Origin of the sequence: Pseudoalteromonas sp. S554, assembly GCF_005930865.1 — a bacterium.
GTDB lineage: Bacteria > Pseudomonadota > Gammaproteobacteria > Enterobacterales > Alteromonadaceae > Pseudoalteromonas > Pseudoalteromonas marina.
In genome coordinates, this window is sequence record NZ_PNDV01000003.1 from 1 (window position 1) to 16,800 (window position 16,800).

15 protein-coding genes are annotated in these 16,800 nt (G+C 39.6%); 8 read left to right on the forward strand and 7 right to left on the reverse strand.

Annotation, left to right across the window (positions count from 1 at the left end; genetic code table 11):
- The first annotated feature begins 103 nt into the window (after nucleotides 1-103).
- The gene (locus tag CWB65_RS01980) at nucleotides 104-1,264 is read left to right on the forward strand and encodes a M23 family metallopeptidase (RefSeq protein ID WP_008127549.1); all 1,161 of its coding nucleotides are present in this window, start codon (nucleotides 104-106) and stop codon (nucleotides 1,262-1,264) included.
- Nucleotides 1,254-1,730, forward strand: coding sequence for a bactofilin family protein (locus CWB65_RS01985; RefSeq protein ID WP_008127546.1), 477 nt, complete (start codon nucleotides 1,254-1,256; stop codon nucleotides 1,728-1,730). Before CWB65_RS01980 ends, CWB65_RS01985 begins: the two co-directional genes overlap by 11 nt.
- Nucleotide 1,731: 1 nt before the next feature.
- Here the strand turns inward: CWB65_RS01985 and CWB65_RS01990 are convergent, their stop codons facing one another.
- Nucleotides 1,732-2,205: a hotdog fold domain-containing protein gene (locus CWB65_RS01990; RefSeq protein WP_008127543.1), complete on the reverse strand. Its 474-nt coding sequence runs from the start codon at nucleotides 2,203-2,205 to the stop codon at nucleotides 1,732-1,734.
- A gap of 182 nt (nucleotides 2,206-2,387) precedes the next feature.
- Between CWB65_RS01990 and CWB65_RS01995 the strand changes: the two genes are divergently transcribed.
- The 3 genes from CWB65_RS01995 to CWB65_RS02005 all read left to right on the forward strand — a co-directional run bounded on the left by CWB65_RS01995 (nucleotide 2,388) and on the right by CWB65_RS02005 (nucleotide 4,950).
- Nucleotides 2,388-3,563, forward strand: a complete 1,176-nt coding sequence (locus CWB65_RS01995) for a multidrug effflux MFS transporter (RefSeq protein ID WP_138739766.1) — start codon at nucleotides 2,388-2,390, stop codon at nucleotides 3,561-3,563.
- Nucleotides 3,564-3,774: 211 nt separating this feature from the next.
- A complete protein-coding gene (locus CWB65_RS02000) occupies nucleotides 3,775-4,419 on the forward strand; it encodes a LysE family translocator (RefSeq protein ID WP_138739802.1) in 645 nt (214 codons plus the stop codon).
- 66 nt (nucleotides 4,420-4,485) lie between these two features.
- The gene (locus CWB65_RS02005) at nucleotides 4,486-4,950 is read left to right on the forward strand and encodes a methylglyoxal synthase (RefSeq protein ID WP_006791424.1); all 465 of its coding nucleotides are present in this window, start codon (nucleotides 4,486-4,488) and stop codon (nucleotides 4,948-4,950) included.
- Between the two features lie 10 nt (nucleotides 4,951-4,960).
- Here CWB65_RS02005 and yegD read toward each other — a convergent pair whose 3' ends face one another.
- The 6 genes from yegD to CWB65_RS02035 form a co-directional block, all read right to left on the reverse strand.
- On the reverse strand, nucleotides 4,961-6,325 hold the full coding sequence (gene yegD / locus CWB65_RS02010) for a molecular chaperone (protein WP_008127536.1): 1,365 nt from the start codon (nucleotides 6,323-6,325) through the stop codon (nucleotides 4,961-4,963).
- Between the two features lie 63 nt (nucleotides 6,326-6,388).
- Nucleotides 6,389-7,231: a DNA ligase gene (locus CWB65_RS02015; RefSeq protein WP_138739767.1), complete on the reverse strand. Its 843-nt coding sequence runs from the start codon at nucleotides 7,229-7,231 to the stop codon at nucleotides 6,389-6,391.
- 33 nt (nucleotides 7,232-7,264) lie between these two features.
- Complete coding sequence (locus CWB65_RS02020) at nucleotides 7,265-7,921, reverse strand: HAD family hydrolase (protein WP_010557054.1); 657 nt, start codon at nucleotides 7,919-7,921, stop codon at nucleotides 7,265-7,267.
- Between the two features lie 55 nt (nucleotides 7,922-7,976).
- A complete protein-coding gene (locus CWB65_RS02025) occupies nucleotides 7,977-8,276 on the reverse strand; it encodes a hypothetical protein (RefSeq protein ID WP_006791428.1) in 300 nt (99 codons plus the stop codon).
- 114 nt (nucleotides 8,277-8,390) lie between these two features.
- Nucleotides 8,391-10,673: a TonB-dependent receptor gene (locus CWB65_RS02030; protein ID WP_138739768.1), complete on the reverse strand. Its 2,283-nt coding sequence runs from the start codon at nucleotides 10,671-10,673 to the stop codon at nucleotides 8,391-8,393.
- A gap of 418 nt (nucleotides 10,674-11,091) precedes the next feature.
- Nucleotides 11,092-11,952: a mechanosensitive ion channel family protein gene (locus CWB65_RS02035; RefSeq protein WP_010557052.1), complete on the reverse strand. Its 861-nt coding sequence runs from the start codon at nucleotides 11,950-11,952 to the stop codon at nucleotides 11,092-11,094.
- Nucleotides 11,953-12,262: 310 nt separating this feature from the next.
- On the opposite strand from CWB65_RS02035, the gene CWB65_RS02040 reads away from it, so the two are divergent.
- From CWB65_RS02040 to CWB65_RS02050, 3 genes are all read left to right on the forward strand, one after another.
- A complete protein-coding gene (locus CWB65_RS02040) occupies nucleotides 12,263-14,404 on the forward strand; it encodes a M3 family metallopeptidase (RefSeq protein ID WP_138739769.1) in 2,142 nt (713 codons plus the stop codon).
- Nucleotides 14,405-14,505: 101 nt separating this feature from the next.
- Nucleotides 14,506-15,354, forward strand: coding sequence for a carboxylate/amino acid/amine transporter (locus CWB65_RS02045; protein WP_138739770.1), 849 nt, complete (start codon nucleotides 14,506-14,508; stop codon nucleotides 15,352-15,354).
- Between the two features lie 74 nt (nucleotides 15,355-15,428).
- Entirely contained in the window at nucleotides 15,429-16,754 is a 1,326-nt protein-coding gene (locus CWB65_RS02050; protein WP_138739771.1) for a glycerophosphodiester phosphodiesterase family protein, read from the forward strand.
- Nucleotides 16,755-16,800: the final 46 nt, after the last annotated feature.

Consider the following 16,800-nt stretch of genomic DNA (forward strand, 5'->3'; position numbering starts at 1 on the left):
AAGCAGCCCTTTTTTATTAATTTTTGAACAGTTACAATTTTTTTCTGGCTTTTTAAGCTCAGATTGATACATTATTCCGGTTAGTAGCCAGTGTTTATATGCCATGTCAGTATTTATAAAGTCTTACAAAAAACTTTTTCCAGCTCGCCAACTCCTTATTCGTCAAAATGGCGAGGTTAAGCATGTTGTTTTAGCGCCTTGGTTACAACTTTTTGCAATAGTGCTTATTTTAGCAACACTTGTCTGGGTGAGCATTTCTAGCTTTCGTGTATACACACAAACTAACCATATCTCTGACATAGAAAAAAATCAGCTTAACAAACAAGCACTATGGGAACAAAAAGTTAGCGAGCAACAACGTCTTCACGAGCAACAACTCAAACAGCTAGTAACTCTTGAACAAAAACAAGCGCTACTTCAAAGCATGATCGAATCTTTACCTGCTTCAATCAGTCAAGACGTTATTCAGTTAGGTGAAGAGCTTGAGTCACCTATTAACGAAAATAAAAGCGAATTTCATGAACCTTTAGTAGATGAAGACCCAAATGCTAAGCAAGTTGATTTAGGTAAGCCTATTAGTTTTGAAACACGTTTGGCACATTTAAATGAGCAATACGAACAAAGCTTTAATTACCTAGACAAAAAAATAAACGAACGACATAACGCTATTTTAGCCATGCTTAAAGGCGCAGGCCTTGATGCCGCTTTGGAAGAACACCTAGCAATTAACTCTTTGCATATTGCTCAAGGTGGCCCGTTTGATGTATTCGATGAAACAAATATACCCGGTCATTTTTTGGCTATAGTTGATAAGTTAGTCGCGTTAAATAATCTAGAAAATTTATTAACTGAATTACCTAACACCCTGCCCTTACCCGCTGCAAAATATTATATTTCAAGTAGCTTTGGCTTACGCAAAGACCCAATGAATAATCGCCGAGCATTTCACAAAGGCGTAGACTTAGCGGGTTGGCACAAAACCGAAATTTTTGCTCCGGCCGACGCTGTGGTTCTTCGTGCAGGGCGTAATGGCGGATATGGTAACTTTATTGAACTTGAACACAAAAATGGCTTAGTAACTCGCTTTGGCCATTTAAATAAAATAAAAGTAAAAAAAGGCCAGCACATTGCCAAGCACGATGTAATTGGTTTAATGGGGAGCACTGGTAGAAGTACTAGCACTCATTTACACTACGAAGTATTGGTTAATGGCGAACAAGTCAATCCTCTAAAAATAACAAAGGCGCTTTCTCGTGTTCGGTAGAAAAAAATCAACAAGTACTAATCTAAGAAAGGTTAATCATACGCCTTCTATTATTTCTGAAGATGTGCGCCTTACTGGCACTTTAATAAGCCAAGGTGAGGTTCAACTTGATGGTCGCATAGATGGCGACATAAAAGCCGAGCAATTAGTTATAGGCTCCTCCGGTGTAGTTGAGGGAATTGTTGAAGCAGTAGGCATTGTTGTTAAAGGCACTGTTATTGGTTCTATCAATGCAAGTGAAGTAAAAATACAAAGTGGTGCTCACGTCCATGGCGACGTATTTCATGATTCATTGAGTATAGATGCTGGCGCTATAATTGAAGGCAACTTAAAGCAACGCACTGAAAAAGAGACGGTAGAGTTAACTGCTGAACCAATTGAAAAAGAAGTTAAAACACTGATTGAAGAAGATGACAGCGGCTTGTCGTTTGTAAATAAACAAGCCACGGATAAAAGCGAGCGGTAGGCTATTTTTTCTCAGTAATATACATTGTAATATCTGCAGTGAACACGAGCTCGTTGCGGGTATTATAAAGCTTTACTGGTACTACTAAATCTTCTTTATCAATCCACTGGCGTGGTAAATCAATTTCAGCAATAGCCGTAACGTCTGTATCAACCTTTGCCAAATATTGTACGGTCATTCCCTTTGGTATCCAACGATGGGTTTTTACCGGTACAGTCGCGTCAACCATCACCCCTGCACATAACTCAGCCAAATTACACTGCGCAATTGCATGAATGGTTCCAATGTGGTTATGAACACTACGACGATTTTTAACAATAGCACTACAGTGCCCTTCTCGCAGGTCTAATACGTAGGGCTTCATTGAGCCAAAGTAAGGTGCTTTAAAACAAACAGCTTTAGTAAAAAGCCAATTGCCAAAGGGTAAGTTTTTAAATTTATGCCACGTTTTAACTAGTGGTGATTGATTTGCCATTTTTATTATCCAGTTACAGTTACTTTATTAACGCTAACACATCAGACCAGTTTAAAAAAGCCGTTTTAATTACTGCTTTTATTATGTGTTTAACAAAAAATACGAATGACGACGTATGCATAGGCCAAAAGCCCTTTCTTTTTTACGAGTGCCCCCCTAAAATACGCGAAAAAGGAGACTCAATGCATACACAGCCCGCAAAACCTAATCTAACTTTATTACTTATCTTAGCGTTGCTCGTTATTTTTTGCCCTATGGCTATTGATATTTATCTGCCCGCTTTTCCTACCATAGCAGAGCAATTTTTAGTGACTGAGCAACAAGTGCAGCAAACTGTTGCCATTTTTATGTTAACCGTTGGACTAGGTCAGTTAATTGCAGGGCCATTAGCAGATAGATTTGGCCGAAAGCCTGTCGCATTAGTGGGTATTAGCTTATATGCAGGCTCTGCATTACTTGCTTACTGTGCCCCTTCGTTTGAAGTATTACTTTCTGCTCGAGCATTACAAGGGTTAGGTGCATGCGCCACATTTGTTGTCGCTTTCGCTATTGTAAGAGACAAATTTGGTAGCGAACGTAGCGGCCAAATTATTACTTACTTAAATGGCATTGTGTGCTTTATTCCTGCGTTAGCGCCCATTTTAGGTGCTTGGTTAACTGTTAAGTTTGGCTGGGAAATGAACTTCTTATTTTTAACTGGGTTTGCATTGTTAGGCTTTATTGTTACGTTGTTCTTTTTTAGAGAAACACGACCAGCCGATAGCGTTTATCAGGGGCATATTCTCGATTTAAGACGCTTTATACCTATTATTTCAACGCCACTATTTTTATTTAATAGCTTGCTTTGCATGGTTACTATGTCGGTTATTTTAGTGTTTGTCACCCTAGCACCTGGCTGGATAATTACTGAGCTTGGCGGAAGCGTAGCTAATTTTACATTTTGGTTTTCACTAAATGCCGTTTTAAGCATTATTGCCAGTTTTATTATGCCACTGTACATTAAACGCCACCCCAAACGCGCTTTAAAAATAGGGTTACTGCTATTGGTTGGCTCGGGATTACTTATGCTCCTGTTTAGCCAATATAAATCGGCTTTGGCGTTAATGATCCCCATGTTTGTGGCTGCATTTGGTTTTGCGCTCACTCTTGGCTCTGCAGCAGGTCGAGCATTAAGCTTGTTTCCTAAACAAGCGGGCACAGCTTCAGCGTTGCTTGGTGCAATGCAAATGAGTGGGGCAAGTTTGCTGGTATTTATTACTCAATTTTTACAGTTGCAGACCCCTATATTAATTGGCGTCCACTTTTTATTATTGGTCCCATTTAGCTATTTATTGTTTCGCAAAGCGCAGTTTTCATAATTCACCTTATTAAACACAAACTATTAATGGGAAAATACGGCTTATTTTCCCCACGCTCCCTTTAAAAACGACGCTTAAAAAGCAGCAAGTGAAACTTGTGTAGTGAGAGGTCAATCAAGCTCTATATCGGTGATACAGTAAGCCATAGACTGCTTTTTATTTATCATTACGATTGGTATCATCAACTATCTTTAATTAATTCATGTATATGATGATCAACCCTGATTTTCTCTTCTCTTTTTTAATTGCTAGTTTTTTAATGGCGGTTGCCCCAGGCCCATCGAATGCGTTTTTAATGGCACAAACATTTGCAAATGGCCGTACTGCGGGTATGCAAAGTGCGTTTGGTTTTGCATTAGGTGGTGTTGTGCATACCTTTTTTGCCGTAATAGGCTTAAGTGCTATTTTAAAAGCATCAGCCGCTGCCTATAGTGCTGTTCAATATACAGGTGCAGCTTATTTGTGTTATTTGGGCTTTATGATGATAAAGAGCACGCTAAAAAACACAGCTACTGCCACTCAAACTCAAAGTGAAGATAAGCCACACGTAAGCACCGCTAAAAAATCTAATGTGATGTTTCAAGCCATGATGACCGAGGTACTTAACCCTAAGGTCGCTTTATTTTTTATTGCTTTTATTCCACAGTTTGTAGACCCGAGCTTATCATCAGCCACTTTTCAGCTCGCATTTTTTGGCCTGCTATACCCTATTTTTGCTTTTCCAATAGACTGCACGTATATTTATTTTGGCGACAAAATCGCACAGTTTTTTAGGCAGCATCCAAACAGTCAACTTTGGATTGATAGAGTAACGGGAATGATATTTATTGCCCTCGCTATTAATCTACTATTATAACTTTCCTAAATTTTGCTAACAGTTGATGTAACTATGAGCATTTAGGCACAAATAAAAAGAATTAATATGGAACAAAAAACGCAATCTCTCCCTGCAAAGAAAAATATTGCCCTTGTTGCTCACGATGGCAAAAAAGCCGCGCTAAAGCTGTGGTGCGACAAACATAAAAATACACTTAGCAAGCACACCTTATACGGCACAGGTACAACGGGGCATTTAATTCAAAAAAGTACAGGGCTTGATGTTGTTCAGCTTTTAAGTGGCCCAATGGGTGGCGACCAACAATTGGGCGCAAAAATAGCAGAACATGAAATTCATGTTTTAATATTTTTTTGGGACCCTTTAGCTTCTCAGCCTCATGACCCTGATGTAAAAGCATTACTGCGCTTAGCGGCAGTGTGGAATATTCCTGTAGCGTGTAACGAGGTAAGTGCTGATATGCTGTTAAGTTCTCCTTTAATGGAAAACGAGCTTGAGCGTACCTTGCCAGATTACGAAAAATACCTCGCAACCCGACAAATAAGTCTTTAAGCCTTTTAAGTTACTTGTAAAGCATGCTGGCCCATTTCGTCAGGCCAGCAGTTACACTACCAAAATGGTCACCATTAACCATATTAATATTACCTAAGTGCTCGCTAAGTGCTGCTTTGATTAGTGGAGACTGCGCACTGCCCCCCGTTAAATAAATAACGTCTGGTGTTGTTTGTGCATCGTTTATTGCTTGTTTTGCCAAAGTGACTATTTGGCTAATACTACTTTCTACAGCTAACGATAAATCATGAACAGATAAGTTTTTACTAAGTTCAGTATCTAAAAAGCGCAAGTCACAGTTAAAGTCAGGTGTTGACGAGAGGGCTATTTTTGCGGCTTCACCTTGTTGAACAAGTTGATGCCCTTGCTTATTTTGTTGTAAGTGAATTAAGCGCTTATAAAGATCTGGTGCACTTACATCCCGCAACTGTGCATTAAGCTCTCGCGCCTGACTTTCACTGTAAAATTGGCTTTGCAAATTAACATCGTTAATTTTACATGCCTGCCAAAATGGCTGATTTGGCAAAGGTAATCCCGATTTAAATGTACTGCCAAGCCCCAATAAAGGCATTAAACCATGAAAGCTCAATGCAATATCTAAATCGTTTCCGCCAACACGCTTACCACTGTGAGCTAAAAAGTCGTTATCGCGCTGACTATTTCCTCTAAAACTGGGGCCCATTTGCACAAATGAACAGTCACTGGTGCCTCCACCAATGTCTATAACCAACACTTTCTGATCGTGTGTTAAATCACTTTCGTAATCGATACCTGCTGCTAGCGGTTCGTATAAAAAATTAACGTCTTTAAAGCCAGCACGTTTTGCAGCTCGCTCTAAAATACCCACAGCTTGCTGGTTAGACTGCTCACCGCCTACCGCCTGAAAGTTTACAGGCCGGCCAATAACAGTTTGAGTAAGTACTTTTTCTAAAGACTGCTCTGCGCGTTGTTTTATTTTTAAGATCATTGCCGTTGCAATGTCTTCAAAAAAGTTAATTTGGCCTTGCTTTAAACCGGTTGCACCAAAAAACGATTTGGGTGACTTAACAAAGTATCCTTCTTCAGGAAATTGAACGTATTCACTAATTGCTTCACGACCAATAAATAAGGTCTCATCTGAAGGTTGTAAATCAAGGTCTGATTTAATTCGAGGCAGTGAGTTTAAAAGGGCTTGGCGCTGAGATTTAAAATCTTGTTCATGCGCGGTTCCTTTCAAATGCTTAGCAACAAAATCAACCACCAAAGCACTGTGATGCGTATAAAGTGTAGAAGGTAAGTAATGCTTGCCTTGCTCTAAAGGCACTAACTGAACATTATTATTGTTCATTACACCCATAGCACAATTTGAACTACCGTAATCAAAACCTACAAACATATACCACCACACATTACCAAAAAGGCCGCGCAATTTAGCATATTTAAGATCACTTTTAAATTGCTATATGCTTTCTCGCACTCTTAAAAAGCTAGCAAAGCGAGGAAGGCCATTTTTAGTCACCCCATGAAAACGATAGGTAACGGTGCTACCAATGGCCGGTGGATTTTGACGTTGTGCATCGCTAAATCCTGTACCAATTGAAAATAGCTGCCCAGAGGCTGACTTAACGCGCAGCGCACCCAGCATCCCCGTGTATTTCCCTTTACCCGGCAAATGAGCAATGACAACCGCCTCAGCATCAAGGTAAGGCTTTAACTTTAACAAAGCACCACTTCGTCCACTTTTGTGTTTTGCATCAGCTAAGTGCAACATAACGCCTTCAGCACCCTGCGCAGTTATGTTATTAAAATAGTCTGAAAGCTGTTTGTTATTTTTAAATCGACGCTGTTTAACAGCTTGGATATGGGGCTGATTAATATGTGTAACAAGTTGGGAATAATTTTTATAACGCTCGCTAAAAGCTAAGGTTTTATCTGGCATATCAAATATCTTGTAAGTGACGGCTTGCCAGTCTTTGTTATTTGGGATTTTAGTTCTTACTATACCGCTTAATGCAGCAAAGTGTTCTCGTTTGCTCCAAAGCTCGCCATCTAACCACGTATTGGGCAGGGATGTAGTAAACCAATGTGGTGCATTAATTATATTCCCTTTGCGAGTAACAAACTGTGTGCCCGTCCATATAGCTCTTACACCGTCAAATTTTTCGCTGACTAAATACGCACTAATATCATTGTGCTTTTCTTCATCATACACTTTGGCTAATAATACAGAAGGCTGAGAAGTATAAGCCGAGCAGCTTAACAAAATAATCGTAATTAATAACATCCATTTTATAGCAATCATTAGCGCATCCAAGCTAGGTAATAGTGACTTACACTATAGTTGAGATTGCACCCATTGCCAAAACTCATCAAGGTCACCCATGCAATAGGTCGCTTTGCTAAAGTCATGATCTTTGGTGTGGCTATTAGCAATAGCAACCACCCTTAAACTTGCATTATTTGCGGCGCTTACGCCTGTAAATGTATCTTCTACGGCTATCGCATTTTCTGACTTTACGTTTATTTGCTTTAAAGCGAGTAGATACGGGTCGCCTGCAGGCTTAGGGTTAATTACATCGTCTTTAGTAACAAGAGTATCAAACAGCTCATAAAACCCTAATCCTTTTAGAATTGGCATAGCTTCGCTTGTTGCACTTCCGGTGACAAGCGCCATTTTTAAGCCACTATTTTTAACCGCTTTTAGCGTTTGTTCTACATATGGCATAAGCGGTGGTAAGTTCGTTTTGACGTATTCACCAAATAATCGATATTTTTCAGCAGCTAAAAACTCAGCACTGACTGATAAATTATTCTCACTTTTAATTTCAATTGCCGCTTCTAGTGTAGGACGCCCTGAAAACCGCTGACAAAATTCATCTTCTAAATAACTTACCTCAAATGGCGCTAACAATGTGCTCCAACATACAAAATGCATCGCTTCTGAATCGACTAGCGTGCCATCCATATCAAATAAAACGGCCTGTAAGCTCATGATCTCTCCTTAAATTAAAGTGCTAAAAAAAGGTGCTAGAGCACCTTTTTCATTATTACTGGGTTAAACCCGCCGGCGGCTCACCAAAAGCTTCTTCACCGGTTTCAATATCAACTAACTCATAGCCACGGGCTTTACGAACCACCTTAAGTACAGGTTTTTCAAAAGCAGTTTTTAAGCGCTCCGAGTCATCTTTTAACTCATCAAGGGTTGTACCAAACGGTGCTGCGCCTGTTTCTGACCAGTTAGTTACTTTACCATTTAGGTTATATTCTACTTCGTGTATTTGATATTGCGCTGCTTCATCTTTTGTTGCTTCACAAAAAATCACACGGTAATTCCAAAATCCAGCCATTATATTTCTCTATCAATAAACCAATTATGCGCTACTTTAACAGCTCTAAAAGGGATCACAAAATAAAAAGCCTGCACAAGGCAGGCTTTTAAATGTAAATTTCTAATCAATTAATTAGAAAAATTTAACTTTAAATTCAGCACCAACATAACGCTCTTCATTAACAATACCCGTGTTATTGTTAAAGTCGATAGCGCCTATTGCTTGTTGCTCATCAAATAAGTTACGAACAAAACCAGCAACTTCATATTCGTAGTCACCTTCTGCCCATCTGTAACCTGCACGAAGACCAACTTCAGTTAAAGGCTTGCCTTCAAACTCTACAGATTCATATAAGAACATGTTGATTTTGCTGCGGTAAGAAATGTCACCATTTGCAAAGAAATCACCATCTTCAAGCTCTTTAGTGTAACGAAGTGTAAAGTTAGAAATCCACTCTGGTGCATGCGGTAAGCTGTTACCGTCTAAAATTGCACGAGCTTCAGGACCAAAAGGACCTGCAACTTGGAAAGTTGGATCTGTCACAGTACACTGGCCACACACAGCTACAGCTAGGTCATTATCTTTAAGCTCAGTTTTGTTATAGCTTAAGTTAAATGTTGCATTAAGCTCATCACTTAATACCCACTCAGTGTCTAACTCAAAACCGTAGCCCGTCGTTTTGTCTGCATTAATTAAGCGGTTAAAGTTTGCACCACCACCTACAGCAGTCAATTGCTGATCGCTCATTGTGTAGTAGAACACAGTTGCGTTTACGCGACCTTGTCCGTCTAGCACATCTGATTTAATCCCTGTTTCGAATGAAGTCACTGTTTCAGAATCAGCGGTTGTTACTTCATCACCAAACAAAATACGACCTTGTAAGCTTGGTGCACGGAATGTGTTAGCTACACGGCTGTACCAGTTTACATCTTCGTTTACTTTGTAGTTTGCAGATAAATCCCAGCTTACATGGCTATCGCTAACATCTTGCTCGATAAATAAAGCACCACCGCCAACAGGGCTAAGTGTTCGATCTGCAGAGAAATCTTTTTCATCATCAGAGTAACGAAGGCCCGCTGTGATTTTTAAATCATCAGATACAACATAATCAACAGAGCCAAATACTGCCCAAGCAGTTGTATCTTGTTGCTGTTTAACATACCCATTTAAGGCGCCGGCCGGTGATGAAAACGTGTCATAGCTAAAGTTTTCAATTGTTAGTTCTTCGTCAAAGTAAAAAACGCCCACTTGATAGTTTAAGTCGCCGTCAAAGTTACTTGATAAACGAAGCTCTTGAGTAATTTGATCTTGCTCAGGAATACCATCGGCACTTTCTGAAGGGAATGGAATAAAGCCAGGGCCCATGTAATCAGGAAGGAAAACAGCACCGTAACCACCGTCAATATCACCACGAGAGTATATTTCAGCGCTTTCCCATGCAGAGATAGACGTTATAGTGTGGTTTTTAAGTTCCCATTCAAGTCTTAGGCTCATACCCTCAGATTCTACTTGTTGAGTAGAACGAGCACCGGCATCTTGGTATACAACATCGTGCTCGTAGTTATCGACTAATTCGTTAGAACCAGACTCAATAACATTTGCACGGAACGCGATAGGTGAACCATCTAAATCACGTGTGTGATAGTTTAATAAAGCAGAAAAATCATCGCCTTCATATAAAAACTGAATACGTGCTGCTTTTTCAGTATAACCGCCCTGTTGATCTTTAGCTTCAAAATTAGGTGCTTGGTTATCAATGTAATCATCTTTATCTTGCCATAATAATGAAACGCGAGCAGATAAACGATCTGTTAACGCACCACCTACAGCACCTTCAGTATCTACAGCGCCACGGCTACCGTATGAAACCGCACCGTAACCGTCAAACTCTTGGCTAGGTTTAACTGAGTCAAATTTAACAAGGCCTGCAGGCGTATTACGGCCAAATAAAGTACCTTGCGGACCACGTAATACTTCTACGCGTTCAACATCAAATACAGGAAAGCCTTTTAAAATCGCATTTTCTTGAACAACTTCATCAACTACTAACGATACAGGTTGAGACGCATTTAAATCGAAATCTGTGTTACCTAAACCACGTACGTAAAAACGTGGGAAAGAACGGCCAAATGAAGATTCGATAGACAAGCTTGGAATTTTTGCGTTCATAAAACGAATATCCATGCCTGCCGAGCTGTATGCATCAAGGTTATCACCTTGCAGTGCAGATACAGCTACAGGAACCTCTTGAGCATTTTCTACACGTTTACGCGCAGTAACTTGAATAACTTCTAATTGGTTATTTTTTTTAGCCGTTTCTTCTTCAGCAGCAAATGAAGAAACAGAAGTGCCAGCAGCAGATAATAGTGCGGCATTAATGATTGTCGCTATTGCAGATTTTTTAATTGCTTTCATGTCGGGTTTTAACCTTTTGTATGCACTCTTGTTCAACGGTTTTTTGTGTTGCGCAATGTATTCATTGCGGGCTCGTACAATTTTTCGCGACTTGGCTATATGCGCGCGGACCTCATTATCGAGAGTACAAAAACGAAATAATAAGGCTGAACGAACGTAAGAGATTATACCACTGTGTAATAAATTTACTGCATAAAACTTTTCAATTTCTGAAACTTTTTTGCAACATTTAACCACAAGATAGCGACTTTTTATTACTTTTTAGATGTAAAAACCCAATTATAAGGACATATGTCCTTATCAATAAAACTGCAAATAAAGTAGCAATTTTAAAGTTTTAACTTAAAAACCTAACTTAGGTACGCTTTTTGCTAACGAAGAAAAAACCGCACTAGGCGGTTTTTTCCTCAATGCTTTATCACGTTCGTTTTAAGGCTATTTCTCCATCTATGTGAATGTCTCGTTGAGGGAACGCAATCACTACATTATTTTGCGCAAATACATCGTACAGACTAAAGCGAATATCACTGCGCACGGTTCTAAGCATGGTTTCAGATTCAGCACATACCCAAAAAACAGCGTTAAAAACTAATGAGCTATCGGCAAAGTCGTCAAATAGCACTGCCGATTTTGGTGTTTTTAAAATCGCTTTATGCTCATCAAGCACCTGTTGGATGAGTTTTTTAACTAAAACTACATCCGAACCATAAGCAACGCCTACGCTTACCGACGAGCGTGCATTCCCATCAATTAACGTCCAGTTTGTTACGGTGTTTTCTAGTAATTGGCTGTTGGGGATCAACATATGTACGCCATCATTTCGACGAATCCGCGTTGAACGTGTATTAATAGTTTCGACGACACCCTTGGCACTGCCTACTTCTAAAAAGTCACCTATTCGAATAGGACGCTCCCACATTAATATCCAACCGCTTATAAAATTATTAATTATATTTTGCGCACCAAACCCCACACCTATTGCAATAGCACCCGATACAAATGCAAAAGCCGTCAATGGAATATTTAATACTTCTAGCGAGGTAAAAACTAATATGGCGATACTTAAAATAAAATAAATACGCGTAAATAAATGAACAGCATCTTGGCTTATTTTTTTGGCGAGTAAAGTTCTTTTTATTAACTTACCAATGTGTGTCACCACAAACCACATTGCAAATAAAATAAGCGGCACCTGAATTATTTTTGCCACTGTGAGTTGTATATCGTTGTAACTAAATACAACAAAAGAAAGGATTTCGTTTATTTGTTCTAAATTCATTTATTTTCCAATCAGGGGGTCTTTAATATTATTATAGAGTGAATGTGTTTTAATTAACTAACATTAGCACGCCACAATGCAATTTAACTGACTTTAAAAATTACACTTTGTTATTTTGCAGTACTTGTGCCACCAAAAAACAAACAACACAAGCTACTTTTACCTACCTAAACATCTATTTTTAGCTAATTTGCGTTTAAATCCTGCATAATCTCGATAAACTTTATTGTATATAAATCAAAATTTGGTAAGTTAAGTGGGTTTTTCGACTCGAAAAGCCTATTCCGGCTAATCTTTCTATGGAGTTATTATGCGTAAAACCCTAATCGCCACTACAATTGCTAGTGCATTATTACTATCTGCCTGTTCAGAAAATAAATCAGAAACACAAACAATGGCAAAAGAAAGCGCAGCACAAGTGCAAGACGTAAACGCAAGCAATGTGTTATTCAAACCAAGTCCTTTACAATACATGGCACCTGAGTTTGATAAATTTGGTACTAAAGATTACGAAGCTGTATTCAACGCGGGTATTGCAGAGCATACAGCTCAAATTCAAGCAATTGCTAATAACCCAGAGCCAGCAACATTTAAAAACACATTAGTTGAAATGGAACTATCTGGTGAGTTATTGAACCGTGTATCAACGGCATTTTATAACTTATCGGGCTTAATTTCAGATGACGAATATCAGCGCATTAGTAAAAAAATGGCGCCAGTATTATCGGCTCACTCTGATGACATTTATTTAAACGGTGCTTTATTTGAGCGCGTTCAAACAATCTACGATAACCAAGCAGCACTAAGCGCTGAAGATCAACGCCTTGTTGACTTTTACTACAAGCAGTTTGTAAAAGCCGGTGCTAAATTAAATGACGAAGAAAAAGCAAAAATGCGCGAAATTAACGCACAACTTGCTAACTTATCTACTGCGTTTTCGCAAAACGTTTTAAAATCATTTAAAGAAGATGTAATTGTTGTTACTGACAAGTCTAAACTTGCAGGCCTTTCTGAAGGTGAAATTGCAGGCCTAGCAGCTGCAGCTAAAAAAGCAGGCAAAGAAGGCTACATGATCACGCTTGTGAACACCACGCAACAGCCTATTTTATCAAGCCTTGAAAACCGCGAGTTACGTGAGCAAATTTTTACTGCCTCAGCAAACCGTGCAGCACAAACAAATGGTCCTATCATCATTGAAGAAACAAACTTACGTGCACAAAAAGCAGAGCTTTTAGGCTACAAAGATTGGGCTTCGTATGTAATGACCTCGCGTATGGCGCAAACAACTGAAAATGTATACGGCATTTTAGATGACCTTGCCCCTAAAGCAGTTGAAAAAGCAAAAATTGAAGCAGCAGCTATCCAAAAAGTAATTAATGATTCGGGCGAAAGCTTCGAACTTAAACCTTGGGATTGGGCATTTTACGCTGAAAAAGTACGTGCTGAAAAATATGACCTAGACCCTGCGTTAGTTAAACCTTACTTTGAAATGAGCTCAGTAATTAACGATGGTTTATTCTTTGCGATGAATAAACTATACGGTATTACGTTCAAAGAACGTCAAGACTTACCGGTTTACCACGAAGATGTAACCGTTTATGAAGTATTTAACGCTGACGGCAGTGCAATTGGTTTATTTTACATGGACCCATACGCACGTGAAGGCAAGCGTGGCGGCGCATGGATGAGTGCATACGTAAGCCAAAGCGGCTTAAAAGGCACTAAACCTGTTATTTATAACGCGCAAAATATTCCAAAGCCTGCTGAAGGCGAGCCAACGCTTATGACCTTTGACGAAGTGTCGACTATGTTCCATGAATTTGGTCATGCGGCTCACGGTTTATTCTCAGATGTTAAATACCCAAGCCTTGCTGGCACTGCAACAGCGCGTGACTTTGTTGAATTTCCATCTCAAGCACATGAAGATTGGATGATTGAGCCTAGCGTACTTGCTAATTACGCTAAGCACTACAAAACAGGTGAGCCAATTCCACAAGCATTACTTGATAAAGTATTAGCATCGCAAAAATTCAACCAAGGTTTTGGTACGACTGAATATTTAGCGGCTGCTTTACTGGATATGGAATGGCATTCATTTGGTTCAGATAAGAAAATCAATGATGTTCAAGAGTTTGAAAACGCAGCGCTAAAAGCTCATGGTATTGATTACTACCCTGTACCACCGCGTTATAAATCAAACTACTTTAGCCATACATTTGCCGGCGGTTACTCTGCGGGTTACTACGCATACCTTTGGACTGAAGTATTTGCAGCCGATGCATTTGCACACATGGAAAACAACGGTGGTTTAACACGTGAAAACGGCGATAACTTCCGTAAAGAAATCCTATCAAAAGGTAATAGCCGTGACTTAATGCAAAGCTACATTGAGTTTAGAGGTCAAAAACCAACAACCGACGCACTACTTAAGCGCCGCGGTTTGGTAGAATAATAACTTAACTTATTATTTTTAATATAAAAGCCCGCTTGCGGGCTTTTATTGTTTATACCTTAATTTATAACAGATAAACTTAGCCAATTAGTTATTACACAATGATGGTTATGGGCTATTTATTTGCAGTGACCCTACTTTGGGCATTTTCGTTTAGTTTAATTGGCGTATATTTAGCTGGGCACGTTGATGCATGGTTTAGCGTATTAATCCGTGTTGCGCTAGCTACATTGGTATTTTTACCATTTATCAAACGCCTTCCTCCCGCCACCGCAATCAAGCTTATGTTAATAGGCGCTGTGCAACTGGGGGTTATGTACAGTTTTTACTACCACTCATTTTTGTTTTTAAGCGTCCCTGAAGTATTGCTTTTTACGGTTATGACGCCGCTCTATATTACTTTATTAAACGATACCCTTAACAAACAGTTTAATCCGCAATTTTTTATTGTTGCCTTAATTGCCGTGCTGGGTGCAGTAGCAATTCGTTATGAAAATCTCGACAATGACTTTTGGCTAGGGCTGTTGCTTGTACAAGGAGCCAATTTAAGTTTTGCAACTGGGCAAGTTACTTACAAACGGTTAATGCAAGGCAAGCAGCTTGACGACAAGGCGGCATTTAGCTGGTTTTTTATTGGCGCCCTTATTGTTGCAGGCTTATGTTACGCATTATTTGGTAACCCGAGCAAGCTGCCAAACACAAATACACAATGGGGGATTTTAATTTATTTAGGAATAGTGGCCTCAGGCTTGGGTTATTTTTTATGGAATAAAGGCGCAACGCTTGTCAATGTTGGGGCGTTGGCGGTCATGAATAACTTACTCATCCCTGCCGGTATTATTGTTAATATTGTTATTTGGAATAGAGATGCCGATATTTTTAGGCTAAGTATTGGTGCAGCAATAATGCTTTTAGCGTTAGTGGTTAATCAGATAATGACGAAAAAATAAGTTCACTTTTCTGTCGTTTAATTGTCATTAAGAGTTACTAAGGTAGTGCAACTTTTATTTTTTAAGGATAAACAATGAAGCGTATTACCTTATCTGCCAGTTGCCTTCTAATTGTTGCACTTACCGGTTGTGACGATGAAGTTAAAGTAGTCGAAAAAGACGTTTTAGTAACTAACACTGAAGTTGAAATTGTAGAAGTACCCACGCCAGTCGTTGTAGAAGTGGCCCAAGGTAGCAATGTTCAACTTGGCACACGCCCTGATTATTTAATTAACGACATGGCGCCAAGCGAGTTAAAAACACAATTAGCATCATGCCAAGATGGCCCATTTTATAAGACAGACTTTTCAATTGGGCATCGCGGTGCCCCAATGCAATACCCTGAACACACTAAAGAATCTTATATTGCAGCAGCGCGAATGGGCGCAGGTATTGTAGAGTGCGATGTAACGTTTACAAACGATAAAGAACTAGTGTGTCGCCACTCACAATGTGACTTACATACCACCACTAACATTTTAGCTATCCCAGAACTTGCCGCCAAATGCAGTGTGCCATTTACCCCAGCCGATCCAAATACTGGGACTCCGGCCTCAGCAAAGTGCTGTACAAGCGATATTAGCCTGAGCGAATTTTTAACCCTTGAAGGAAAAATGGATGGTGCGAATCCTAAAGCCACCACAGTGGCAGAATACCTTGACGGCACCCCAAATTGGCGTACCGATTTATACTCAAAAACAGGAACGCTATTAACCCACAAGCAAAGTATTGAGTTATTTAAAGAGTTGGGTGTAAAAATGACCCCAGAGCTTAAGTCGCCTCAAGTTAGCATGCCTTTTGATGGTATGAGCCAAGAACAATACGCACAAAAAATGCTTGATGAATACACGCAATTAGATGTCCCCGCAAATCAGGTATACCCACAATCGTTTAATTTAGACGATGTTAAATATTGGATTAACACCAACCCTGAATTTGCAGATCAAAGTGTTTATTTAGATGGTCGCGATAGTGAAGCTGGTTTTGACCCGAGCAATCCAGCAACATGGCAACCAAGCATGGCTGAACTGGTTGCTGACGACGTTAAAATACTTGCGCCTCCCATTTGGATGATGCTTACCATCGATAACGATAACAATATTGTTCCTTCACAATACGCAATCGAAGCAAAAGCGGCAGGTTTGAAGCTCATAGCATGGAGCCTTGAGCGCTCAGGGCCGCTAAATGAAGGGGGTGGTTATTATTATCAGTCAATTGCTGATGTAATCAATAACGATGGCGATATGATGACTGTAGTTGATGTTTTAGCAAAACAAGTGGGTGTAATGGGTATATTTTCTGATTGGCCGGCCACGGTAAGCTACTACGCAAGTTGTAATAAAATGCCAGCTAGCATTTAAAAACGCATTTCAGCGGTCGTTTATTCTGCTGCGCTCAGTTACCATA